Genomic DNA, 24,137 nt, shown 5'->3' with positions numbered 1-24,137 from the left:
CTATTATTGGCTTAATATAGGGATAATAAAATTGCTGAGTTTTCCGCAGGAGTTCCCCTTTTATGTCTTCTGGTCGTTTGCAACAACAGTTCATCCGTCTGTGGCAATGCTGTGACGGCAAAACGCAAGACACGACGCTGAACGAACTGGCGGAGCTGCTGAGCTGCTCGCGCCGTCATATGCGCACCCTGCTTAATACCATGCAGGATCGCGGCTGGTTAACGTGGGAAGCCGAAGTTGGGCGGGGTAAACGCTCGCGCCTGACATTCCTCTATACCGGGCTGGCGCTCCAGCAGCAGCGAGCAGAAGACCTGCTGGAACAGGATCGTATCGATCAACTGGTACAACTGGTCGGTGATAAAACGGCCGTCAGACAAATGCTGGTTTCCCACCTGGGACGCAGTTTTCGCCAGGGGCGGCACATCATGCGCGTCCTCTATTATCGTCCTATGCGCAATCTGCTCCCCGGCACGGCGTTACGCCGCTCCGAAACCCATATTGCCCGGCAAATCTTCAGTTCCTTAATTCTGGTAAATGAGGAAAATGGGGAACTGGCAGCCGACATCGCCCATCATTGGCAACAGATTTCGCCTTTACACTGGCGATTCTTCCTGCGCCCGGGGATCCATTTCCACCATGGCCGCGAGCTGGAAATGGAAGATGTTATTACCTCGCTACAGCGCATCAACGCCCTGCCGCTGTACTCGCACATTACGCAAATCGTCTCGCCCACGGCCTGGACGCTGGATATCCATCTTGCCCAGCCCGATCGCTGGCTTCCCTGGTTACTGGGGCAAGTCCCCGCCATGATCCTGCCGCGAGAATGGGAAACGCTAAGTAACTTCTCCAGCCAGCCGATTGGCACCGGCCCATATGCTGTAATGCGCAATACTAATAACCAACTGAAAATTCGCGCATTTGATGATTACTTCGGCTACCGGGCGCTGATCGATGAAGTTAACGTTTGGGTATTACCTGACATCGGCGAAGAGCCGGGCGGCGGCTTGACGCTAAAAGGTCCCACGGAAGATGAAAAAGCGATCGAAAGCCGCCTCGAAGAAGGCTGCTATTACCTGTTGTTTGATGCGCGAACCCATCGTGGCGCGAACCAGGAGGTTCGCGAGTGGGCAAGCCGCGTTCTTTCACCGACGAATTTAATCTGTCACGCCGACGAACAGTACCAACGACTGTGGTTTCCCGCCTATGGGTTACTCCCCCGCTGGCACCACGCCAAGCCCGGACATGGCGAAAAGCCGGCCGGGCTGGAAACGCTAACGCTCACTTACTATCGCGATCACATCGAACACCGAATTATCGCGCAGATCATGAAAACGCTGCTGGCGGAACATCAGGTACAGTTAAATATTCAGGAGATCGACTACGATCAGTGGCATGCAGGTGAAATAGTCAGTGATATCTGGCTTAACAGCGCCAACTTTACCCTCCCGCTGGACTTCTCGTTGTTCGCGCATCTCTGCGAAGTCCCGTTACTGCAAAACTGTATCTCGCGGGATTGGGAAAACGATGCGGCCCGTTGGCGAACCGGTGAAATGAGCCTGGCGGCATGGTGCCAACAGCTGCTCGCCACAAAGGCCATTGTGCCGTTGATCCATCACTGGCTGATCATTCAGGGCCAGCGCAGTATGCGCGGGCTACGCATGAATACCCTCGGCTGGTTTGATTTTAAATCGGCATGGTTTGCGCCGCCGGATCCTTAATTGCTGCTGAGCAACAAAATCATTACACTAACGCCGTTCTCAACGGGGTGCTATGCAATATGCTGGCTGAGAGATACCCGTCGAACCTGATCCGGATAATGCCGGCGAAGGGATTTGAGGCTTATCTCAAGTCCTTTGCCACCCAACTCTTGAGGTGCAAAGTGTTTAAAAAATGTCTTCCGCTTTTACTGCTGTGCGCAGCGCCTGCCTTCGCCAAACCGGTACTGACCGTCTATACCTACGATTCGTTCGCCGCGGACTGGGGCCCTGGCCCGACAATCAAAAAAGCCTTTGAAGCTGACTGCAACTGCGAACTGAAGCTGGTCGCGCTGGAAGATGGCGTCTCGCTGCTTAACCGCCTGCGCATGGAAGGAAAAAACAGCAAAGCCGACGTCGTACTGGGACTGGATAACAACCTGCTGGATGCCGCCACGCAAACCAAACTGTTCGCCAAAAGCGGGGTCGCAAACGACGCCGTTGACGTGCCCGGCGGCTGGAAAAATGACACCTTTGTTCCGTTTGATTACGGCTACTTCGCTTTTGTCTATGATAAAAACAAGCTGAAAAATCCGCCAAAGAGCCTGAAGGAATTGGTAGAGAGCAGCCAAAAATGGCGCGTCATTTATCAGGATCCACGCACCAGCACGCCAGGGCTGGGCCTGCTGTTATGGATGCAGAAAGTTTATGGCGACAAAGCGCCGGAGGCGTGGCAGAAACTGGCCGCCAAAACCGTCACCGTCACCAAGGGTTGGAGCGAAGCCTACGGCCTGTTCCTGAAAGGTGAGAGCGATCTGGTACTGAGCTACACCACCTCCCCGGCCTATCACATCATTGACGAGAAAAAAGATAACTACGCCGCCGCTGAGTTTAGTGAAGGTCACTATTTGCAGGTGGAAGTCGCCGCCCGCACCGCTGCCAGCAAGCAGCCGGAACTGGCTGAGAAATTCCTGAAATTTATGGTGTCACCGGCATTCCAGAATGCCATTCCGACCGGCAACTGGATGTATCCGGTGACGCAGGTTGCTCTTCCATCAGGATTTGAGCAACTGAATAAACCGGCCACCGCGCTGGAATTTACCCCGCAGCAGGTTGCGGCCCAGCGTCAGACATGGATCAGCGAATGGCAACGCGCCGTCAGCCGTTAATTCCCGGCTGGCTGGTTCCCGGGCTTTCTGCCGCCACGCTGATGGTGGCAGTTGCCCTGGCCGCGTTCCTGGCGCTATGGTTTAACGCCCCACAAGGTGACTGGCTCTCGCTGTGGGGAGACGACTACCTGTGGCACGTGGTGCGTTTTTCTTTCTGGCAGGCTTTTTTATCCGCAGTGTTGTCGGTTGTCCCGGCAATTTTCCTTGCCAGAGCGCTTTATCGCCGCCGTTTCCCTGGACGTCTGGCGCTGCTACGCCTGTGCGCGATGACGCTAATTCTGCCGGTGTTGGTCGCGGTCTTTGGCATCCTGAGCGTGTATGGCCGTCAGGGTTGGTTAGCCTCGCTCTGGCAGACATTCGGGCTGGAGTGGACGTTTTCGCCGTACGGTTTGCAGGGCATCCTGCTGGCGCACGTTTTTTTCAATCTGCCGATGGCCAGCCGTCTGCTGTTGCAGTCGCTGGAAAATATTCCCGGCGAACAGCGACAGTTAGCCGCTCAGTTGGGTATCCGCGGCTGGCATTTCTTCCGCTTTGTCGAATGGCCATGGTTACGCCGTCAAATCCTTCCCGTCGCGGCGCTCATCTTTATGCTGTGCTTCGCCAGCTTCGCCACCGTCTTGTCGCTGGGTGGCGGGCCGCAGGCAACCACCATTGAGCTGGCTATCTATCAGGCGCTGAACTTTGATTACGATCCCGCCCGTGCCGCGATGCTGGCGTTGATCCAGATGCTGTGTTGTTTAGCGCTGGTGCTCCTCAGCCAACGCCTGAGCCGCGTCATTGCGCCGGGCACCACGCTGGTTCAGGGCTGGCGCGATCCCGACGATCGTTTGCACAGCCGTCTGGCCGACTCGCTGCTGATTATTCTGGCCCTGCTGCTGTTGCTGCCGCCGCTGCTGGCAGTGCTTGTCGATGGTCTTAACCGCCAGGTTCTGGATGTGCTTATGCAGCCGGTTCTGTGGCAGGCATTGGGAACTTCACTGCGCATCGCGCTGGCGGCAGGGGCATTGTGCGTGATACTCACCATGATGCTGTTATGGAGCAGTCGCGAACTGCGCGCCCGACAGCAGGTGCTGGCAGGCCAGGTACTGGAGCTTAGCGGCATGATGATCCTCGCCATGCCGGGCATCGTGTTAGCTACCGGCTTCTTTCTGCTGCTCAATAACACCGTTGGACTCCCCGAATCTGCCGACGGCATTGTGATTTTCACCAACGCGCTGATGGCGATCCCTTACGCGCTGAAGGTACTGGAAAACCCAATGCGTGACGTGACCGCACGCTACAGTATGTTGTGCCAGTCGTTGGGAATTGAGGGATGGTCGCGCCTGAAAGTGGTTGAACTGCGGGCACTGAAACGTCCGCTGGCGCAGGCGATGGCGTTTGCCTGTGTATTGTCGATTGGCGACTTTGGCGTGGTGGCGTTATTTGGCAATGAGGATTTCCGCACCCTGCCGTTTTATTTATATCAGCAGATTGGATCTTATCGCAGTCAGGATGGCGCGGTTACGGCGCTCTTACTGCTGATCCTGTGCTTTACGCTGTTTACCGTTATTGAGAAATTGCCGGGTCGAAATGTTAAAACTGATTGATATCACATGGCTTTACCACCATTTGCCCATGCGCTTTACGCTGTCGGTCTCGCGCGGTGAGCAGGTAGCAATACTCGGGCCCAGCGGTGCCGGGAAAAGTACGTTGCTGAATCTGATTGCCGGCTTTCTCACGCCTGCCAGCGGCACAATGATGATTGAAGGTGAAGATCACACCGCAACGCCTCCTTCGCGTCGTCCCGTCTCCATGCTGTTTCAGGAAAACAATCTGTTTAGCCATCTGAGCGTGTGGCAAAACATCGGCCTGGGTCTTGATCCGGGTTTAAAACTGAACGCGCTTCAGCGGGAGAAAATGCACAACATCGCCCGGCAAATGGGGCTCGATTCACTGCTGGAGCGACTCCCCGGTGAGCTTTCCGGCGGGCAGCGACAACGCGTGGCGCTGGCGCGTTGTCTGGTGCGGGAGCAACCCATATTGCTGCTCGATGAACCGTTCTCTGCGCTCGATCCCGCCCTGCGTCAGGAGATGTTAACCCTGGTCGCCGAGGTCTGCCGTGATAAGCAGCTTACGCTGCTGATGGTTTCCCACAGCGTAGAAGATGCGGCGCGAATTGCGCCCCGGTCAATCGTGGTCGCTGACGGACGCATTGCGTGGCAAGGTAAAACAGACGAGCTACTAAGCGGTCAAGCCAGTGCCTCAGCGCTGTTAGGCATCAACCCTCATATTTCGTAGGCCGGATAAGGCGAAGCCGCCATCCGGCAAAGGAATCGCTAGTAACCCACAACTTTGCGCAGAATATCGATATACACCGGCATCAGCGGGTGACGCAACAGCGCCACCAGCGCGACCACGCCGATCCCGAGCGTTAACGGTGCCAGATACAGCAAACGACTGCGGGGGAAATACGCGGTTAAACGATCGACTGCCGCTTTGCCGCTACGCCACAGCCGCCAGCATAGCCAGCCCCCGACCCACAGCAGCAACGCCGTCGCCAGCAGCAGCCATTTGAAGTCTCCGCTCTGCATATCGGAAGGAATATCGATTGCCGCTCCCGCCAAAATACCCGGCAGGAAATAGAACGGCGGCCACAGCACGCAGCCTATAATATTCGGCACAATAAATTTTGCGACAGGCAGATCCAGCATGCCCGCCACCATCGGCACCAGCGGACGCGTTGGGCCGACAAAACGGCCCACCAGAATGGTAAACATGCTGTGCTGATGCAGCGCATGCTCGGTTTTATCCAGCAGCGCCTTGTTCTTTTTCATGAACGACCAACGGTGCAGCGGCTTTTTAAAGCGCCAGCCCAACCAAAAGGAGATCCAATCCCCCAACAGGCAACCGACGATGCCCGCAAGCCAGGCATGCCAGAAATTCAGTTCGCCACTGCCAATCAGCGCCCCCAGCCCCGCCATCATCACGGTGCCAGGCAGAATCAGACCAACCAACGCCAGCGACTCCAAAAAAGCCACCAAAAGTACGGCGATCAGAGAGTACAGGGCGGACTGGAGAATAAAGTGTTCCAGCAATGCTTGCATAATGTGTCCGTCAGATTTACGAAGCAGGGATTTTGATAACCCTTCTCAACTTCGTCAAGCCATCAATTGTCTGAATAGATTGCCAGTTATGACAACTTTCAGGACACATCATTCACTTTTTATTCACATCCAGCACGGAACTCGCTCGGACTGGCGCCGGTACATTTTTTGAAAACGCGAGAGAAATAGAGCTGGTCATCAAAGCCGACGTTGCGACCCACCGTGGCGATAGGCATACGTGTGGTACTCAGCAGTAGCTTCGCCTGACTGATACGCTGATCCTCACGCCAGCTTAATACGCTGATGCCCAATTGCTGGCGGAACAGGTGTGACAAACGGGAAGGCGACAGGCAGACATGCTGTGCGACGCTGGCAATATCAAAATTGCTGTCCGCCAGATGATCGCTAATGTACTGGCAGGCATCGCGAACGCGGTTGTCCATTGGCGGATGCAGCGACTCATTAATGGCTTCCATACGTCGGAGTAACAATTGCTCCAGCAGATTAATCGCCAGCAGTTCGGAATAGCGGCCCTCCCCTTGCCCGGCATTAATGATCTGTCCAAACAGTTCATTAAAATGCGGTTGGTGCGCTTCATCAGGGCGAAAGAAACCGGTCTGGGCAAAAATGGCCGGCCAGGTCAACCACTCCTGCCAGTAAGCGCGTGGCCGAAAGTAGACCCACTGGTGATACCACTCGCTGGCATCCGGGTGGCGTCCGTAGTGGTGAATTTCTCCGGGCGGAAACAGCAAAATATCGCCAGGTCGACAGACAAACTGCTTGCCCTGATTATTAATGACCCCTTCCCCACGGATAGTGAGATTAAGGATATAGCCCTTCATCCCCAGCGGCCTGTCGATAAAAAAGTCCAGGTATCCGTTCGCCTCAATGGGGGTTAATCCAGCCACCAAATGTGCGTTAAACGAATATCCCGGCAGTAGGGGATCGTTTTGCGTTTCAGCCATAATTTCAATACTCCCTGGGTTCTGCTAAGAAACAATTTGTCCATATTACGCCAGACATCATCGCCGTCGCCCCTGCGGGTCACAGTGTTTGCAGTAATGGACCATCAACCCCGCTTGTGAAAAGCAATTTGTAAAAAACATGTACTACGCCAACGTCAAAATCGGCTAACGAAAGTGTCTATAACTACGGCAGAAATGTCCACATTGATTATTTGCACGGCGTCACACTTTGTGATGCCACAGCATTTTAGTCCATAAGATTAGCGGATCCTGCCTGACGGTTTTTATCCCTTCTCACTACTGTTTATCCATACCCGTATTTTTGGATGGAGTAAGACGATGGCGATTGCAATTGGCCTCGATTTTGGTAGTGATTCGGTACGCGCTTTGGCGGTGGAATGTGCCACTGGTGAAGAAATCGCCACCAGCGTTGAGTGGTACCCACGTTGGCAGGAAGGGCAGTATTGCGACGGCCCAAACAACCAGTTTCGCCATCATCCGCGCGACTACATTGAGTCCATGGAAGCGGCGCTGAAAACCGTCCTGGCCGAGCTGAGCGCGGAACAACGCGCGGAAGTGGTCGGGATTGGCGTTGACAGTACCGGTTCAACCCCGGCGCCTATTGATGCCGACGGCAACGTACTGGCGCTGCGCCCGGAGTTCGCGGAAAACCCGAATGCGATGTTTGTTCTGTGGAAAGATCACACCGCGGTCGAAGAAGCCGAAGAAATTACTCGCCTGTGCCACACGCCGGGCAAGATCGATTACTCCCGCTATATTGGCGGTATTTATTCCAGCGAATGGTTCTGGGCAAAAATCCTGCACGTGACTCGCCAGGACCACGCGGTCGCCGAGGCGGCGGTCTCATGGATTGAGCTGTGTGACTGGGTTCCGGCCCTGCTCTCCAACACTGTGCGCCCCCAGGATATTCGTCGCGGTCGCTGCAGCGCCGGGCATAAATCCCTGTGGCATGAAAGCTGGGGGGGGCTGCCGCCAGCCAGTTTCTTTGACGAACTCGACCCCATCCTCAACCGCCATCTGCAATACCCAATGTTTAGCGACACCTTCACGGCGGACCTGCCGGTTGGCACTCTGTGTGCCGCGTGGGCGCAGCGCCTGGGGCTACCAGAAACCGTGGTGATTTCAGGCGGAGCTTTTGACTGCCATATGGGCGCGGTCGGCGCAGGCGCACAACCCAATACGCTGGTGAAAGTCATCGGCACGTCTACCTGCGACATTCTGATTGCCGACAAACAAAGCGTTGGCGAACGCGCGGTGAAAGGCATTTGCGGCCAGGTTGATGGCAGCGTGGTGCCGCATTTTATCGGTCTGGAAGCGGGGCAATCTGCTTTCGGCGATATCTATGCCTGGTTTAGCCGTGTGTTGAGCTGGCCGCTGGAACAGCTTGCCGCGCAGCACCCGGAACTGAAAACCCAGATTAAAGCCAGCCAAAAACAGCTGCTGCCAGCGCTCACCGAAGCCTGGGCGAAAAATCCGTCGCTGGATCACCTGCCGGTGGTGCTTGACTGGTTTAATGGTCGTCGTACGCCGAATGCCAACCAGCGTCTGAAAGGCGTCATTACCGACCTGAATCTGGCAACCGATGCGCCAGCGCTGTTTGGTGGTCTGATTGCCGCCACGGCCTTTGGCGCACGCGCCATCATGGAATGCTTCACCGAACAAGGCATTGCGGTTAACAACGTCATGGCGCTCGGCGGTATCGCGCGTAAAAACCCGGTCATCATGCAGGCCTGCTGCGACGTGCTAAACCGTCCGCTACAGATTGTCGCTTCAGACCAGTGCTGCGCGCTCGGTGCGGCTATCTTCGCCGCCGTTGCCGCGCAGGTCCATGCAGACATTCCAGCCGCCCAGCAACACATGGCGAGCGCAGTAGAAAAGACGATGCAACCTCGTCCAGAACAGGCTCAACGTTTTGAACAACTTTACCGCCGCTACCAGCAGTGGGCGGTAAGCGCTGAACAACAGTACCTTCCGACTGCCGCACCGGCGCAGCAAGCCCCGGTAGACCTGGCAACCCTGACTCATTAAGGACACGACAATGACAATTTTTGATAACTATGAAGTGTGGTTTGTGATTGGTAGCCAGCATCTGTATGGCCCGGAAACACTGCGTCAGGTAACCCAACATGCCGAGCACGTTGTTAACGCACTGAATACGGAAGCTAACCTGCCCTGCAAACTGGTATTAAAACCGCTGGGTACTTCTCCTGACGAAATTACCGCTATCTGTCGTGATGCCAACTATGACGATCGCTGCGCAGGCCTGGTGGTCTGGCTGCACACCTTCTCTCCAGCCAAAATGTGGATTAACGGTCTGACTATCCTCAACAAACCGCTGATGCAGTTCCACACTCAGTTCAACGCCGCCCTGCCGTGGGACAGCATTGATATGGACTTTATGAACCTGAACCAGACCGCACACGGCGGTCGCGAGTTCGGCTTCATCGGTGCGCGTATGCGTCAGCAGCACGCCGTGGTCACCGGTCATTGGCAGGATAAGCAAGCGCACGAGCGTATTGGCTCCTGGATGCGCCAGGCGGTGTCCAAGCAGGATACCCGCCATCTGAAAGTCTGCCGTTTTGGCGACAACATGCGTGAAGTTGCGGTCACCGATGGCGATAAAGTTGCCGCACAGATCAAATTCGGTTTCTCGGTAAATACCTGGGCCGTGGGCGATCTGGTGCAGGTAGTGAACGCAATTAGTGACGGCGAAATCAACGCACTGATCGACGAGTACGAAAGCACCTACACCATGACGGCGGCCACGCAAGTCCATGGTGAAAAACGTCAGAACGTACTGGAAGCCGCCCGTATTGAACTGGGGATGAAACGCTTCCTGGAACAGGGCGGATTCCACGCCTTTACGACGACATTTGAAGATTTGCACGGCCTGAAACAACTCCCGGGTCTGGCCGTACAGCGTCTGATGCAGCAAGGCTACGGCTTTGCGGGCGAAGGCGACTGGAAAACCGCCGCTCTGCTTCGCATCATGAAGGTGATGTCAACCGGTCTGCAGGGCGGCACCTCATTTATGGAGGATTACACCTACCACTTCGAGAAAGGCAACGATCTGGTACTCGGCTCACACATGCTGGAAGTGTGCCCGTCAATCGCTGTGGAAGAGAAACCGATCCTCGACGTTCAACACCTCGGTATTGGTGGTAAAGACGATCCTGCCCGTCTGATCTTCAACACTAAAACTGGCCCGGCAGTGGTTGCCAGCCTGATCGATCTCGGCGATCGCTATCGCCTGCTGGTTAACTGCATCGACACGGTGCAAACGCCGCATGACCTGCCGAAACTGCCGGTGGCTAACGCATTGTGGAAGGCCCAGCCGGATCTGCCAACCGCATCTGAGGCCTGGATCCTTGCCGGTGGCGCGCACCACACCGTCTTCAGTCATGCGCTGGATCTGAACGATATGCGCCAGTTCGCTGAAATGCATGATATCGAGATCGCAGTGATCGATAACGATACCCGTCTGCCGGCCTTTAAGGACGCGTTGCGCTGGAACAAAGTGTATTACGGGTTCAAACGTTAATTGGTGAAACGGATTGCCCGGTGGCATTTCATTTACCGGGCCTACAAATTACGTAGGCCGGATAAGCGAAGCGCCATCCGGCATTCAGGAGTTAACATGCTAGAAGATCTTAAACGTCAGGTACTGGAAGCGAATCTGGCGTTGCCAAAGCACAACCTGGTGACGCTGACCTGGGGAAACGTTAGCGCCGTTGATCGCGAACGCGGCGTGTTTGTGATTAAACCTTCCGGTGTCGATTACAGCGTCATGACCGCAGACGATATGGTTGTTGTCAGTATCGCCACAGGGGAAGTCGTTGAAGGCACGAAAAAGCCCTCCTCCGATACTCCAACGCACCGTTTGTTATATCAGGCATTCCCGAGCATTGGCGGTATTGTTCATACCCACTCGCGCCACGCGACAATATGGGCGCAGGCGGGTCAGTCAATTCCAGCGACAGGCACCACCCACGCGGACTATTTCTACGGCACGATTCCCTGTACGCGGAAAATGACCGACAGCGAGATTAACGGTGAATACGAGTGGGAAACCGGAAATGTAATCGTTGAAACCTTCGAGAAACAAGGCATTGACGCAGCGCAGATGCCTGGCGTACTGGTGCACTCTCACGGTCCGTTCGCCTGGGGAAAAAATGCCGAGGATGCCGTGCATAACGCCATCGTGCTGGAAGAAGTCGCCTATATGGGGATTTTCTGCCGCCAGCTCGCACCGCAACTGCCGGATATGCAACAAACCCTACTGGATAAGCACTACCTACGTAAACACGGTGCAAAAGCGTATTACGGACAGTAGTCTCTGCGGGTACAGGATAACTGTATAAAACCACAGCAAATCTATCAGAACCAGGCTATAATCATGCCTGGTTTTTTAATGGATACACAGCGTGGCGCAGGCAGGCTTTATTTTAACCCGGCACTGGCGGGACACCCCGCAGGGAACTGAGGTCTCATTCTGGCTGGCTACAGACGACGGGCCGCTGCTGGTTACGCTCGCGCCGCAGGAATCCGTCGCGTTTATACCAGGCAGTCAGGTTCCGCGCGTTACATCATTATTACGTACAGAGAACGGCTATCGCCTGACGCCGCTTCAACTACAAGATTTCCACCGCCAGCCCGTTTCGGGTCTGTATTGCCGCTCCCATCGCCAGCTCATGCGGCTGGAAAAACTCCTGCGCGAAAACGGCGTCACTGTCTACGAAGCGGATATCCGCCCGCCGGAGCGCTACCTGATGGAACGCTTCATCACGTCCCCGGTCTGGGCCGAAGGCGACAAACAGCACGGCACGCTGATTAATACCCGCCTGAAACCAAACCCGAGCTATCGTCCACCGCTAAAATGGGTATCGCTGGATATCGAAACCACACGGCATGGTGAACTCTACTGCATTGGCCTTGAAGGTTGCGGGCAGCGTATTGTCTACATGCTCGGCCCGGCAAACGGCGATGCCTCGGCGCTGGATTTTGAACTTGAGTACGTGGCAAGCCGCCCGCAGTTGCTGGAAAAGCTCAACGACTGGATTGCCCGTCACGATCCCGATGTCATCATCGGCTGGAACGTGGTGCAATTCGATTTACGCGTCCTGCAAAAGCATGCCGAACGTTATCGCATCCCCCTGCGTTTTGGTCGTGATAATAGCGAACTGGAGTGGCGCGAGCATGGCTTCAAAAACGGCGTGTTCTTCGCGCAGGCCAAAGGTCGTCTGATCATTGACGGCATTGAAGCACTCAAATCCGCCTTCTGGAATTTCTCGTCATTTTCGCTGGAAACGGTGTCGCAAGAATTGCTAGGTGAAGGCAAGTCGATTGATAACCCGTGGGACCGAATGGACGAAATTGACCGTCGGTTTGCCCAGGATAAACCCGCGCTCGCCACCTACAATCTCAAAGACTGTGAGCTGGTCACGCGTATTTTTCATAAAACCGAGATCATGCCTTTTCTGCTGGAGCGCTCGACGGTCAACGGCCTACCGGTCGACCGTCACGGTGGTTCGGTTGCCGCCTTCGGCCACCTCTACCTTCCGCGCATGCACCGGGCGGGTTACGTGGCGCCAAATCTGGGGGAAGTTCCCGCGCACGCCAGCCCCGGCGGCTACGTGATGGACTCGCGCCCGGGATTGTACGACTCCGTGCTGGTACTGGATTACAAAAGCCTGTACCCCTCAATTATTCGTACATTTTTGATCGATCCGGTGGGGCTTATCGAAGGGATGGCGCAACCAGATCGGGAGCACAGCACCGAAGGTTTTCTTGACGCCTGGTTCTCACGCGAAAAACATTGCCTGCCGGAGATCGTTACTCAGATCTGGCACGGGCGTGAAGAAGCAAAACGCCACGGAAATAAACCGCTCTCGCAGGCACTGAAAATTATCATGAACGCGTTTTACGGTGTGCTTGGCACGACCGCCTGTCGCTTTTTCGACCCAAGACTGGCCTCATCAATCACGATGCGCGGTCATGCGATCATGCGCCAGACCAAAGCGTTAATTGAGGCTCAGGGTTACGACGTCATCTATGGTGATACCGACTCGACCTTTGTCTGGCTTAAAAAGGCGCACTCAGAAGATGATGCCGCCCGGATTGGCCGGGAGCTGGTGAGCCATGTCAACTCGTGGTGGGCGCAATCGCTAAAGCAACAAAATCTGACCAGCGCGCTGGAGCTGGAGTTTGAAACCCACTTTTGTCGCTTTCTGATGCCGACTATTCGCGGTGCAGATACCGGTAGTAAAAAACGTTACGCCGGAATGATTCAGGAAGGGGCTGAACAACGCATGGTGTTTAAGGGGCTGGAAACGGTTCGCACCGACTGGACACCGCTGGCGCAACAATTCCAGCAGGAGCTGTACCTGCGAATTTTTCGTAACGAGCCGTATCAGGAGTTTGTCCGCGAGACCATCGACCGTCTGATGGCGGGTGAACTGGATGCGCAACTGGTGTACCGCAAACGCCTGCGCCGCCCGTTAAGTGAATACCAGCGTAATGTTCCGCCACATGTCCGCGCGGCACGACTGGCTGATGAACAGAATATAAAACGAGGTCGAGCGCCACAGTACCAAAACCGTGGCACCATTAAATATGTCTGGACAGTAAACGGCCCTGAACCTGTGGATTATCAGCAATCTGCTCTCGATTATGAGCACTATCTGAGCCGTCAGATACAACCAGTTGCCGAGGGAATACTTCCCTTTATCGATGATAACTTTGCTACACTACTCACAGGGCAACTGGGGTTATTTTGACGCGTGACGAAACCGCCGCCATCCAGTACCATAGCGCCCTTTCCATTCCTGGACCCATTTAACACCACTACCACTGATTTATTAGCCTGGTAGCGGGGTCGTATGCTCTCAAAAACCGGGTTAGCCCGGAAAATGACGAGTATTGCCTGCAATTAAAGATATAGAGCCGAACATATATGCCTTTTACACTTGGTCAACGCTGGATCAGCGATACAGAAAGCGAACTGGGACTTGGTACTGTTGTCGCCATGGATGCGCGAACCGTCACTTTACTTTTCTCATCGACGGGCGAAAACCGTCTGTATGCGCGCAGTGATTCTCCCGTGACCCGCGTGATGTTCAATCCTGGCGATACGATAACGAGCCATGAAGGCTGGCAGCTGCATGTCGATGAAGTAAAAGAAGAAAACGGCCTGCTTGCCTATATCGGAACCCGCCTTGATACCGAAGAAACCGGTGTAACGCTGCGTGAAGTGCTGCTCGACAGTAAACTGGTATTCAGCAAACCACAGGATCGCCTGTTTGCTGGCCAAATTGATCGTATGGACCGCTTTGCGCTGCGCTATCGCGCGCGTAAATTTCAGAGCGAACAGTACCGTATGCCGTGGAGTGGTTTGCGCGGCCAGCGTACCAGCCTGATCCCCCACCAGCTCAACATTGCTCATGATGTTGGTCGTCGTCACGCCCCGCGCGTTTTGCTGGCTGACGAAGTGGGTTTAGGTAAAACCATTGAGGCCGGGATGATCCTGCATCAGCAACTGCTTTCCGGCGCCGCTGAACGCGTACTGATCATCGTCCCTGAGACGCTACAGCACCAGTGGCTGGTCGAAATGCTGCGCCGTTTCAACCTGCGTTTTGCGCTGTTTGATGATGAGCGTTATGCAGAAGCGCAGCATGACGCCTACAACCCGTTTGAAACCGAACAGTTAGTTATCTGTTCGCTGGACTTTGCCCGTCGCAGTAAACAGCGTCTGGAGCACCTGTGTGACGCCGAATGGGATCTGCTGATTGTCGATGAAGCCCATCACCTGGTGTGGAGCGAAGATGCGCCCAGCCGCGAATATATGGCCATTGAACAGTTGGCTGAACGCGTGCCGGGTATCCTGCTGCTGACCGCTACGCCAGAACAGCTGGGTATGGAAAGCCACTTTGCGCGTCTGCGCCTGCTGGACCCAAGCCGTTTCCACGATTTCGCCCAGTTTGTTGAAGAGCAAAAAAATTACCGTCCGGTCGCTGATGCCGTCGCCATGCTGCTGGCTGGCAACAAGCTGAGTAACGATGAGCTGAACATGTTAGGCGACATGATTGGCGAGCAGGACATTGAGCCGTTATTGCAGGCGGCAAACAGCGACAGCGAGGACGCCCAGAGCGCGCGCCAGGAGCTGGTTTCAATGCTGATGGACCGCCATGGCACCAGCCGCGTGCTGTTCCGTAATACCCGTAACGGTGTGAAAGGCTTCCCGAAACGCGAACTGCATACCATCAAGCTGCCGCTGCCAACCCAATATCAGACCGCGATTAAAGTCTCCGGTATTATGGGCGCGCGTAAGAGTGCGGAAGACCGGGCTCGCGACATGCTCTACCCGGAACAGATTTATCAGGAATTCGAAGGTGACACCGGCACCTGGTGGAACTTTGATCCGCGCGTGGAATGGCTGATGGGCTACCTGACCAGCCACCGCTCGCAAAAAGTGCTGGTTATCTGCGCGAAAGCGACCACCGCGCTGCAACTGGAGCAGGTCTTGCGCGAGCGTGAAGGGATCCGCGCCGCCGTGTTCCATGAAGGAATGTCGATCATTGAACGTGACCGCGCGGCAGCCTGGTTTAGCGAAGAAGATAGCGGCGCCCAGGTGATGCTATGTTCTGAAATCGGCTCCGAGGGGCGTAACTTCCAGTTCGCCAGCAACCTGGTGATGTTCGACCTGCCGTTCAACCCGGACCTGCTGGAACAGCGTATTGGTCGTCTGGACCGTATCGGTCAGGCGCATGATATTCAGATCCACGTGCCGTTCCTGGAAAAAACAGCGCAATCCGTGCTGGTGCGCTGGTACCACGAAGGTCTGGATGCGTTCGAACATACTTGCCCAACCGGACGTACTATCTATGACACGGTATACAACAATCTGATCGGCTTCCTGGCTGAGCCGGAAAATACCGATGGCTTTGATGACCTGATCAAAACCTGCCGTGAGCAGCATGACGCGCTGAAAGCCCAGCTTGAGCAAGGCCGCGATCGCCTGCTGGAAATTCACTCCAATGGCGGCGAAAAAGCTCAACAGCTTACCGAAAGTATTGAAGAGCAGGATGACGACACCAGTCTGATCGCCTTTGCCATGAACCTGTTTGATATCGTCGGTATTAATCAAGATGACCGTGGCGACAATTTGATCGTGCTGACGCCGTCCGATCACATGCTGGTACCGGATTTCCCTGGCCTGCCGGAAGATGGCTGCACCATTACGTTTGAACGTGATGTCGCCCTGTCGCGTGAAGACGCTCAGTTTATTACCTGGGAGCATCCGCTGATCCGCAATGGTTTGGATCTGATCCTTTCCGGCGATACCGGAAGCAGCACTATTTCTTTATTGAAAAACAAGGCATTACCAGTCGGCACCCTGCTGGTTGAACTGGTCTACGTTGTAGAGGCGCAAGCGCCGAAACAGCTGCAGTTGAACCGCTTCCTGCCACCAACGCCGGTACGCATGCTGCTGGATAAAAACGGTAATAACCTTGCCGCACAGGTTGAATTCGAAACCTTTAACCGTCAGCTCAGCGCCGTTAACCGCCACACCGGCAGCAAACTGGTCAACGCCGTGCAGCAGGATGTTCATGCCATCCTGCAACTGGGTGAAGCGCAGGTGGAAAAATCCGCCCGCGCGCTGATCGACGCGGCGCGTAAGGAAGCGGACGAGAAGCTGACGGCAGAACTGTCGCGTCTGGAAGCCCTGCGTGCCGTTAACCCGAACATCCGTGATGACGAACTCAGCGCCATTGAAAGCAACCGCCAGCAGGTGTTGGAAAGCCTGGATCAGGCGGGCTGGCGTCTGGATGCCCTGCGTCTGATCGTCGTGACGCACCAGTAACGGAGCCATACATGGAGATGGAAAACTACAATCCGCCGCAGGAGCCCTGGCTGGTTATCCTGTATCAGGATGAGCACATTATGGTGGTCAATAAGCCGAGCGGCTTGTTGTCCGTGCCGGGCCGTCTGGGTGAGCACAAAGACAGCGTGATGACGCGCATTCAGCGCGATTATCCGCAGGCTGAATCCGTGCATCGTCTGGATATGGCAACCAGCGGCGTGATTGTAGTCGCGCTAACCAAAGCGGCAGAGCGTGAACTAAAACGCCAGTTTCGCGAGCGCGAACCGAAAAAGCAGTATGTCGCACGCGTATGGGGACATCCCGCTCCGGCCGAGGGACTGGTTGATTTACCGCTGATTTGCGACTGGCCGAACCGGCCAAAGCAGAAAGTGTGTTATGAGACCGGGAAATCCGCGCAGACCGAGTATGAAGTGGTAGAGTTCGCGGCGGATAACACCGCCCGGGTGGTGCTCAAACCTATTACCGGACGCTCCCACCAGCTGCGTGTGCATATGCTGGCATTAGGGCATCCGATTCTGGGCGATCGCTTCTACGCCCCGCCACAGGCCCTGGCGTTAGCGCCGCGCCTGCTGCTGCACGCAGAGATGTTAACCATCACCCATCCCGAGTACGGCAACAGCATGACGTTTAAAGTCCCGGCAGATTTTTAAACGCAGAGCCAATTGATGCCGGGAGCGCTTCGCTTGCCCGGCCTACATTCATTAACGTAGGCCGGATAAGGCGCAAGCCGCATCCGGCAATTCAATCACTTAAATCCTTTCTGCTCTTTAATCAGCTCGTACGCCTTTTGAATTTCCTGCGCCTTCTGCTTAGCCATCTCCATCATCTCCGGCGGCAGCCCTTTCGCCACCAGCTTGTCCGGATGGTGTTCGCTCATCAGTTTACGATAAGCGCGTTTAATGGTGGTCGCATCGTCGGTTGTTTTAACACCGAGAACATTGCAGGCGTCTTCCAGCGTCGGGCCTCGTTGCGCTTGCTGCCAGCCGCCACCACCGGACTGCTGCTGATATCCGCCGCCGAACTGTGCCCCGCCCTGCATCATGCGCAGAAACTGATCAAACTGGGTGCGCGAAATCCCCAACTCTTCAGCGATCACATACAACACTTCGCGCTCGTTAGGATGCAATGACCCATCGGCAAATGCTGCCTGGATCTGGATCTCCAGAAACATGCGGATCAAATCGAATCGACCAAAACAGACGCTGCGAAACTGACGCATCTTTTCACGTAATGGGTAATTGTCTGATTTTCCCACCCGGAAGGCGTGTTGCGCGGCAGTACGGGAATCACCGTGCAAATTCATCCGATCCATCAACTGGCTGGCGATATGAATATCGGCTTCCGTGACGCGACCTTTGGATTTGGTCAGATGTCCCATCACCTCAAAAGTGGTGGCAAAAAAAAGCGCCTGGCGTTCACGTTGGTTGGCAAACCACGCCATTTTGCGCATGCGGGCTTTGTCGAACATGTGGCCGACTAACAGGCCCAGAACCACACCCCAGAAGCCGCCGCCCATCATTAAAGCCACGGCTACACCAATTATCTTTCCCCAATACTGCATAGACTCCCCAAATCTTTATGCTCTCAGCCAGACTATGTCCCACAATATAAGCTGCTTTTACCGTTTGACGGCTGCGGTCAATTGTGGGACATCGCCTATAATTTGCATTATCATACCTGTCATTCAATGCCGTGCCTAACACCACGGATGCCTAAATGGGCAGGATTAACACTAGCGCAGTGAAGATGAGATAAGTTAGGCTGTGACCGTTTGTCACGCGCGACGCTACCGATGATGGAACAATAAATACAACGTATGAAAAAACGTATTCCCACTCTTCTGGCCACCATGATTGCCAGCGCCCTTTATAGTCAACAGGGTCTGGCAGCCGATCTCGCCTCACAGTGTATGCTGGGCGTGCCGAGCTATAACCGTCCTCTGGTGAAGGGCGAAACCAATGAATTACCCGTCACCATCAATGCCGACAACGCGAAAGGGAATTACCCGGATGACGCGGTGTTTACCGGCAACGTGGATATTGCGCAGGGTAATAGCCGCCTGCAAGCCGACGAAGTTCAGCTTCATCAGAAGCAGGCAGAAGGCCAGCCGGAGCCAGTACGTACCGTCGATGCGTTGGGTAATGTCCATTACGATGACAATCAGGTTATTCTGAAGGGACCGAAGGGCTGGTCTAATCTGAATACCAAAGATACCAACATCTGGGAAGGTGATTACCAGATGGTGGGCCGTCAGGGACGCGGGAAAGCCGACTTGATGAAACAGCGTGGGGAAAACCGTTATACCATTCTGGAAAACGGTAGCTTTACCTCCTGTCTGCCCGGTTCCGATACCTGGAGCGTCGTCGGTAGCGAAGTCATCCACGATCGTGAAGAACAGGTCGCAGAGATCTGGAACGCCCGTTTTAAACTGGGTCCGGTTCCGGTCTTTTACAGTCCTTATTTACAGTTGCCCGTCGGCGATAAGCGCCGTTCCGGTTTCCTGATCCCGAACGCAAAATACTCGACTAATAACTATTTTGAGTTCTATCTTCCGTACTACTGGAACATTGCGCCCAATATGGACGCCACCATCACGCCGCATTATATGCACCGTCGTGGCGGCATCATGTGGGAGAACGAATTCCGCTACCTCACCCAGGCGGGTGCAGGCCTGATGGAGTTCGACTATCTGAACTCCGATAAAGTGTACGAGGATGATAACCCGAAGGATGACAACTCACGCCGCTGGCTGTTTTACTGGCGGCACGCTGGCGTAATGGACCAGGTGTGGCGTTTCAACATCGATTACACCAAGGTCAGCGACACCAGCTACTTCAATGATTTCGATAATAAATACGGTTCCAGTACCGACGGCTATGCCACGCAAAAATTCAGCGTTGGCTATGCGGTACAGAACTTTGACGCCACGGTCTCGACCAAGCAGTTCCAGGTCTTCGATGCCGCAAACAGTAACAGCTACTCTGCGCAGCCGCAGTTAGACGTCAACTATTACCAGAATGACGTCGGTCCGTTTGATACCCGTATTTATGGCCAGGCGGTCCATTTCGTGAACACCAATGACAACATGCCGGAAGCCACGCGTGTTCACCTGGAACCGACCATTAATCTGCCGTTGTCAAATAACTGGGGCAGTATCAATACCGAAGCGAAACTGCTGGCAACGCACTATCAGCAGACCAACCTGGATTGGTACAACAACAAACCGAGCAACGTTAACAAGCTAGACGATTCAGCCAACCGCGTCATGCCGCAGTTTAAAGTCGACGGCAAGATGGTCTTCGAGCGCGATATGAACATGCTGGCGCCGGGATATACCCAGACGCTGGAGCCGCGCGCGCAGTACCTGTACGTCCCATACCGCGACCAAAGTCATATCTATAACTATGACTCATCCCTGCTGCAATCTGACTACAGTGGCCTGTTCCGTGACCGCTCTTATGGCGGCCTGGACCGTATTGCTTCCGCCAATCAGGTAACGACCGGGGTCACATCTCGCGTTTATGATGACGCGGCCGTTGAACGTTTTAATATTTCTGTGGGTCAAATCTACTATTTCACCGAGTCTCGCACTGGCGATGACCATACAGAATGGGAGAATGACGACAAAACGGGCTCACTGGTATGGGCTGGCGATACCTACTGGCGCATCTCCGATCGCTGGGGTTTACGCAGTGGGATCCAGTACGACACGCGCCTGGATAGCATCGCAACCAGCAATAGCAGTATCGAATACCGCCGTGACGAAAACCGTATGCTGCAATTGAACTACCGTTATGCCAGCCCAGAGTATATTAAGGCCGCGGTACCTTCACGCGATGTAACTAACGCCCAATATGAAAATGGGATTTCACAGGTAGGTGCGGTGGCGAGCTTCCCGATTGCCGACCGCTGGTCGATTGTCGGTGCTTACTACTTCGATACCAATGTGAACAAAGAAGCAGATTCAATGCTGGGCTTACAGTACAACTCCTGCTGTTACGCTATTCGCTTCGGCTACGAACGTAAGCTGAACGGTTGGGATAACAAAATGCAGCACGCGATTTATGACAACACGATCGGCTTTAATATCGAACTGCGTGGTCTGAGCTCTAACTACGGTCTCGGCACCAACCAAATGTTGCGTTCGAACATTTTGCCGTATCAAAGCGCTTTATGATCTGATTGATTTACAACGTAATCCGCATTGCGGTTAATTGAAATGGAAAAAGTATGAAGAACTGGAAAACGCTGCTTCTCGGTATCGCCATGATCGCGAATACCAGTTTCGCTGCCCCACAGGTAGTCGATAAAGTCGCAGCCGTCGTCAATAACGGCGTCGTTCTCGAAAGCGACGTCGATGGCTTAATGCAGTCAGTAAAACTTAATGCGGGTCAGGCTGGTCAGCAGTTACCGGACGACGCCACGCTGCGTCATCAGATCCTGGAGCGTTTGATCATGGATCAAATCCTCCTGCAAATGGGTCAGAAGATGGGGGTTAAAATCTCTGACGAGCAGTTGGATCAGGCTATCGCCAACATCGCCAAGCAAAACAACATGACGCTGGATCAGATGCGCAGCCGTCTGGCACAGGATGGCTTAAGCTATTCGACCTATCGTAGCCAGATCCGCAAAGAGATGACCATCTCCGAAGTGCGTAACAACGAAGTCCGCCGTCGCGTCACCATTCTGCCGCAGGAAGTGGATGCCCTGGCGCAGCAGGTTGGCAACCAAAACGATGCCAGCACCGAGCTGAACCTGAGCCACATTTTGATCCCATTACCGGAAAACCCAACTTCAGATCAGGTTAACGCGGCTGAAAGCCAGGCGCGTTCCGTTGTTGATGAAGCGCGTAACGGTAGCGATTTCGGCAAACTGGCCATCACTTACTCCGCAGACCAGCAGGCGCTGAAAGGCGGCCAGATGGGTTGGGGACGTATTCAGGAACTACCGGGCATCTTCGCTCAGGCGTTAAGCACCGCGAAGAAAGGCGATATCATCGGCCCTATTCGTTCAGGCGTGGGTTTCCACATCCTGAAAGTCAACGATATGCGTGGTCAAAGTCAGAACATCTCCGTGACTGAAGTGCACGCCCGCCATATTCTGCTGAAGCCATCGCCGCTCATGACCGATCAACAGGCGCGTCTGAAGCTGGAACAAATCGCGGCAGATATTAAGAGCGGTAAAACCACCTTCGCGGCAGCAGCGAAAGAGTTTTCTCAGGATCCCGGTTCTGCCAACCAGGGCGGCGATCTGGGCTGGGCTGCGGCGGATATTTTCGATCCCGCTTTCCGCGATGCGCTGACCAAACTTAACAAAGGCCAGATGAGCGCCCCGGTGCATTCCTCTTTCGGTTGGCATCTGATCGAACTGCTGGACACGCGTAATGTGGATAAAACTGACGCAGCGCAGAAAGACCGTGCCTACCGTATGCTGATGAACCGTAAATTCTCGGAAGAAGCAGCGACCTGGATGCAGGAACAGCGCGCCAGCGCATACGTTAAAATTCTGAGCAACTAATGACTCGTATTCAACGCGTTGTCATCACTCCCGGCGAACCCGCCGGGATTGGCCCAGACCTCGTGGTTCAGCTCGCACAGCGTGAGTGGCCCGTAGAACTCGTCGTCTGTGCGGATGCCGCTCTTCTCAGTGACCGGGCAGCGATGCTCGGTTTACCGCTTTCACTCCTCCCCTACTCTTCAGATACTCCAGCCAGACCGCAATCAGCAGGTACGTTGACGCTGTTACCGATTGCGCTACGAGCACCTGTAGTCGCAGGTCAGTTGGCGGTAGAAAATGGCCAATATGTCGTGGATACGCTGGCTCGCGCCTGCGATGGTTGTCTGCAAGGTGAATTTGCGGCGCTGATTACCGGCCCTGTCCACAAGGGCGTAATCAATGACGCTGGGGTGCCGTTTACCGGGCATACCGAGTTTTTTGAAGAGCGTTCACAGGCGAAGAAAGTGGTGATGATGCTGGCGACGGAGGAGCTACGCGTAGCGCTGGCCACCACGCATTTGCCGCTCAGAGCCGTTGCCGACGCTATTACACCCGCACTGTTGCAGGAAGTGATTGGCATTCTGCATCATGATTTGCGCACCAAGTTTGGCATTGCCGATCCGCATATTCTGGTGTGTGGACTTAACCCGCATGCTGGTGAAGGCGGACATATGGGGACGGAAGAGTTAGACACCATCATTCCGGTCCTCGATACCCTGCGTACGCAGGGGATGAAATTAAACGGCCCACTGCCTGCAGATACGCTGTTTCAGCCCAAATATCTCGACCACGCGGATGCCGTATTGGCAATGTACCACGATCAGGGTCTCCCCGTGCTAAAATACCAGGGATTTGGTCGCGGTGTGAATATCACGCTGGGCCTGCCCTTTATTCGCACATCTGTCGATCACGGCACCGCACTTGAACTTGCGGGTCGTGGGCAAGCAGATGTCGGCAGTTTTATTACGGCGCTTAACCTCGCCATCAAAATGATTGTTAATACTAATGAATAATCGAGTCCATCAGGGCCACTTAGCCCGTAAACGTTTCGGGCAAAACTTCCTTAACGATCAGTTTGTGATCGAAAGTATTGTCTCTGCTATCAATCCGCAGAAAGGTCAGGCAATGGTCGAAATCGGCCCGGGCCTGGCAGCATTGACCGAGCCAGTAGGTGAACGACTGGATAAGCTCACGGTCATTGAACTGGACCGGGACCTTGCCGCGCGCCTGCAAACTCACCCGTTTTTAGGGCCAAAGCTGACGATTTATCAGCAAGATGCCATGACGATGAACTTCGGCGAACTCGCACAAACGATGGGTCAGCCGCTGCGCGTTTTCGGCAACCTGCCGTACAACATCTCCACGCCGCTGATGTTCCATCTTTTTACCTATACTGATGCCATTGCCGACATGCATTTCATGTTGCAAAAAGAGGTAGTCAATCGTCTGGTTGCAGGGCCAAACAGTAAAGCGTATGGTCGATTAAGCGTCATGGCGCAATATTATTGCAATGTGATCCCGGTACTCGAAGTACCGCCATCCGCATTCACGCCTGCGCCTAAAGTCGATTCCGCCGTTGTGCGTCTGGTTCCACATGCGACGATGCCGTACCCGGTTAAAGATGTCCGCGTGCTGAGCCGTATTACCACCGAAGCGTTTAACCAGCGCCGCAAAACGGTACGTAACAGCCTCGGTAACCTGTTTAGCGTTGAGGTCCTGACCGAGCTGGGTATTGATCCGGCGATGCGAGCGGAAAATATCTCTGTCGCGCAATACTGCCGGATGGCTAACTATCTGTCAGAAAACGCGCCATCGAAGGAGAGTTAAAG

General features: G+C 54.6%; 17 protein-coding genes and 1 riboswitch. Of the genes, 14 read left to right on the top strand and 3 right to left on the bottom strand.

The annotated features are described in order from the left end of the window. Positions 1 to 62: 62 nt before the first annotated feature. The 4 genes from sgrR (at position 63) to thiQ (ending at position 5,140) form a co-directional block, all read left to right on the top strand. Positions 63 to 1,718, top strand: coding sequence for an HTH-type transcriptional regulator SgrR (sgrR, locus tag FHD02_RS07185; RefSeq protein ID WP_137371172.1), 1,656 nt, complete (start codon positions 63 to 65; stop codon positions 1,716 to 1,718). A 33-nt stretch (positions 1,719 to 1,751) separates the two neighbouring features. Continuing rightward, a riboswitch (TPP riboswitch) is annotated at positions 1,752 to 1,849 on the top strand. A 30-nt stretch (positions 1,850 to 1,879) separates the two neighbouring features. Then, a complete protein-coding gene (thiB, locus tag FHD02_RS07180) occupies positions 1,880 to 2,863 on the top strand; it encodes a thiamine ABC transporter substrate binding subunit (protein WP_079225518.1) in 984 nt (327 codons plus the stop codon). After that, positions 2,839 to 4,449 (top strand): thiamine/thiamine pyrophosphate ABC transporter permease ThiP, encoded by a 1,611-nt coding sequence (gene thiP / locus FHD02_RS07175; protein ID WP_137360239.1) that lies wholly within the window; start codon positions 2,839 to 2,841, stop codon positions 4,447 to 4,449. The genes thiB and thiP overlap by 25 nt, the downstream gene beginning before the upstream one ends. Next, the gene (gene thiQ / locus FHD02_RS07170) at positions 4,433 to 5,140 is read left to right on the top strand and encodes a thiamine ABC transporter ATP-binding protein ThiQ (protein WP_042312368.1); all 708 of its coding nucleotides are present in this window, start codon (positions 4,433 to 4,435) and stop codon (positions 5,138 to 5,140) included. The genes thiP and thiQ overlap by 17 nt, the downstream gene beginning before the upstream one ends. 38 nt (positions 5,141 to 5,178) lie before the next feature. Here thiQ and FHD02_RS07165 read toward each other — a convergent pair whose 3' ends face one another. Both FHD02_RS07165 and araC read right to left on the bottom strand, forming a co-directional pair. Next, a complete protein-coding gene (locus FHD02_RS07165; protein ID WP_038637157.1) occupies positions 5,179 to 5,946 on the bottom strand; it encodes a DedA family protein in 768 nt (255 codons plus the stop codon). 119 nt (positions 5,947 to 6,065) lie between these two features. Beyond that, entirely contained in the window at positions 6,066 to 6,911 is an 846-nt protein-coding gene (araC, locus tag FHD02_RS07160) for an arabinose operon transcriptional regulator AraC (RefSeq protein ID WP_003018834.1), read from the bottom strand. Between the two features lie 339 nt (positions 6,912 to 7,250). On the opposite strand from araC, the gene araB reads away from it, so the two are divergent. The 6 genes from araB (at position 7,251) to rluA (ending at position 17,462) form a co-directional block, all read left to right on the top strand. Further along, positions 7,251 to 8,960, top strand: a complete 1,710-nt coding sequence (araB, locus tag FHD02_RS07155) for a ribulokinase (RefSeq protein WP_220393761.1) — start codon at positions 7,251 to 7,253, stop codon at positions 8,958 to 8,960. Positions 8,961 to 8,970: 10 nt separating this feature from the next. Next, entirely contained in the window at positions 8,971 to 10,473 is a 1,503-nt protein-coding gene (gene araA / locus FHD02_RS07150; protein WP_220393760.1) for an L-arabinose isomerase, read from the top strand. Between the two features lie 96 nt (positions 10,474 to 10,569). Continuing rightward, the gene (gene araD / locus FHD02_RS07145) at positions 10,570 to 11,265 is read left to right on the top strand and encodes an L-ribulose-5-phosphate 4-epimerase (RefSeq protein ID WP_042312376.1); all 696 of its coding nucleotides are present in this window, start codon (positions 10,570 to 10,572) and stop codon (positions 11,263 to 11,265) included. Between the two features lie 91 nt (positions 11,266 to 11,356). After that, positions 11,357 to 13,708 carry a DNA polymerase II gene (gene polB, locus FHD02_RS07140; RefSeq protein ID WP_220393759.1) on the top strand — a complete coding sequence of 784 codons (2,352 nt, stop codon included), beginning with the start codon at positions 11,357 to 11,359 and terminating at the stop codon, positions 13,706 to 13,708. Positions 13,709 to 13,884: 176 nt separating this feature from the next. Further along, complete coding sequence (gene rapA, locus FHD02_RS07135; RefSeq protein ID WP_042312380.1) at positions 13,885 to 16,791, top strand: RNA polymerase-associated protein RapA; 2,907 nt, start codon at positions 13,885 to 13,887, stop codon at positions 16,789 to 16,791. 11 nt (positions 16,792 to 16,802) lie between these two features. After that, positions 16,803 to 17,462 (top strand): bifunctional tRNA pseudouridine(32) synthase/23S rRNA pseudouridine(746) synthase RluA, encoded by a 660-nt coding sequence (gene rluA / locus FHD02_RS07130; RefSeq protein ID WP_220393758.1) that lies wholly within the window; start codon positions 16,803 to 16,805, stop codon positions 17,460 to 17,462. 95 nt (positions 17,463 to 17,557) lie between these two features. Here rluA and djlA read toward each other — a convergent pair whose 3' ends face one another. Continuing rightward, positions 17,558 to 18,373 (bottom strand): co-chaperone DjlA, encoded by an 816-nt coding sequence (djlA, locus tag FHD02_RS07125; RefSeq protein ID WP_003845702.1) that lies wholly within the window; start codon positions 18,371 to 18,373, stop codon positions 17,558 to 17,560. A 255-nt stretch (positions 18,374 to 18,628) separates the two neighbouring features. On the opposite strand from djlA, the gene lptD reads away from it, so the two are divergent. The 4 genes from lptD to rsmA are packed head-to-tail and all read left to right on the top strand — an operon-like array spanning position 18,629 to position 24,135. Next, a complete protein-coding gene (gene lptD, locus FHD02_RS07120) occupies positions 18,629 to 20,989 on the top strand; it encodes an LPS assembly protein LptD (protein WP_137360234.1) in 2,361 nt (786 codons plus the stop codon). Positions 20,990 to 21,042: 53 nt separating this feature from the next. Further along, complete coding sequence (gene surA / locus FHD02_RS07115) at positions 21,043 to 22,329, top strand: peptidylprolyl isomerase SurA (protein WP_220393757.1); 1,287 nt, start codon at positions 21,043 to 21,045, stop codon at positions 22,327 to 22,329. Then, positions 22,329 to 23,321 (top strand): 4-hydroxythreonine-4-phosphate dehydrogenase PdxA, encoded by a 993-nt coding sequence (gene pdxA / locus FHD02_RS07110; RefSeq protein ID WP_220393756.1) that lies wholly within the window; start codon positions 22,329 to 22,331, stop codon positions 23,319 to 23,321. The genes surA and pdxA overlap by 1 nt, the downstream gene beginning before the upstream one ends. Then, positions 23,314 to 24,135 (top strand): 16S rRNA (adenine(1518)-N(6)/adenine(1519)-N(6))-dimethyltransferase RsmA, encoded by an 822-nt coding sequence (gene rsmA, locus FHD02_RS07105; RefSeq protein ID WP_005124503.1) that lies wholly within the window; start codon positions 23,314 to 23,316, stop codon positions 24,133 to 24,135. The genes pdxA and rsmA overlap by 8 nt, the downstream gene beginning before the upstream one ends. Positions 24,136 to 24,137: the final 2 nt, after the last annotated feature.

This window comes from Citrobacter sp. EC_71 (assembly GCF_019584005.1).
Lineage (GTDB): Bacteria > Pseudomonadota > Gammaproteobacteria > Enterobacterales > Enterobacteriaceae > Citrobacter > Citrobacter werkmanii.
The sequence above is the reverse complement of the archived record's forward strand: the minus strand, read 5'-3'. Positions and strand labels throughout refer to the sequence as shown.

What these genes read in the sequence shown, in the direction of transcription:
- sgrR (WP_137371172.1), top strand. Translation starts at nt 63, where the DNA reads ATGTCTTCTGGTCGTTTGCAACAACAGTTCATCCGTCTGTGGCAATGC.
- thiP (WP_137360239.1), top strand. Translation starts at nt 2,839, where the DNA reads ATGGCAACGCGCCGTCAGCCGTTAATTCCCGGCTGGCTGGTTCCCGGG.
- thiQ (WP_042312368.1), top strand. Translation starts at nt 4,433, where the DNA reads ATGTTAAAACTGATTGATATCACATGGCTTTACCACCATTTGCCCATG.
- FHD02_RS07165 (WP_038637157.1), bottom strand. Translation starts at nt 5,946, where the DNA reads ATGCAAGCATTGCTGGAACACTTTATTCTCCAGTCCGCCCTGTACTCT.
- araC (WP_003018834.1), bottom strand. Translation starts at nt 6,911, where the DNA reads ATGGCTGAAACGCAAAACGATCCCCTACTGCCGGGATATTCGTTTAAC.
- araB (WP_220393761.1), top strand. Translation starts at nt 7,251, where the DNA reads ATGGCGATTGCAATTGGCCTCGATTTTGGTAGTGATTCGGTACGCGCT.
- araA (WP_220393760.1), top strand. Translation starts at nt 8,971, where the DNA reads ATGACAATTTTTGATAACTATGAAGTGTGGTTTGTGATTGGTAGCCAG.
- araD (WP_042312376.1), top strand. Translation starts at nt 10,570, where the DNA reads ATGCTAGAAGATCTTAAACGTCAGGTACTGGAAGCGAATCTGGCGTTG.
- rapA (WP_042312380.1), top strand. Translation starts at nt 13,885, where the DNA reads ATGCCTTTTACACTTGGTCAACGCTGGATCAGCGATACAGAAAGCGAA.
- rluA (WP_220393758.1), top strand. Translation starts at nt 16,803, where the DNA reads ATGGAGATGGAAAACTACAATCCGCCGCAGGAGCCCTGGCTGGTTATC.
- djlA (WP_003845702.1), bottom strand. Translation starts at nt 18,373, where the DNA reads ATGCAGTATTGGGGAAAGATAATTGGTGTAGCCGTGGCTTTAATGATG.
- lptD (WP_137360234.1), top strand. Translation starts at nt 18,629, where the DNA reads ATGAAAAAACGTATTCCCACTCTTCTGGCCACCATGATTGCCAGCGCC.
- surA (WP_220393757.1), top strand. Translation starts at nt 21,043, where the DNA reads ATGAAGAACTGGAAAACGCTGCTTCTCGGTATCGCCATGATCGCGAAT.
- pdxA (WP_220393756.1), top strand. Translation starts at nt 22,329, where the DNA reads ATGACTCGTATTCAACGCGTTGTCATCACTCCCGGCGAACCCGCCGGG.
- rsmA (WP_005124503.1), top strand. Translation starts at nt 23,314, where the DNA reads ATGAATAATCGAGTCCATCAGGGCCACTTAGCCCGTAAACGTTTCGGG.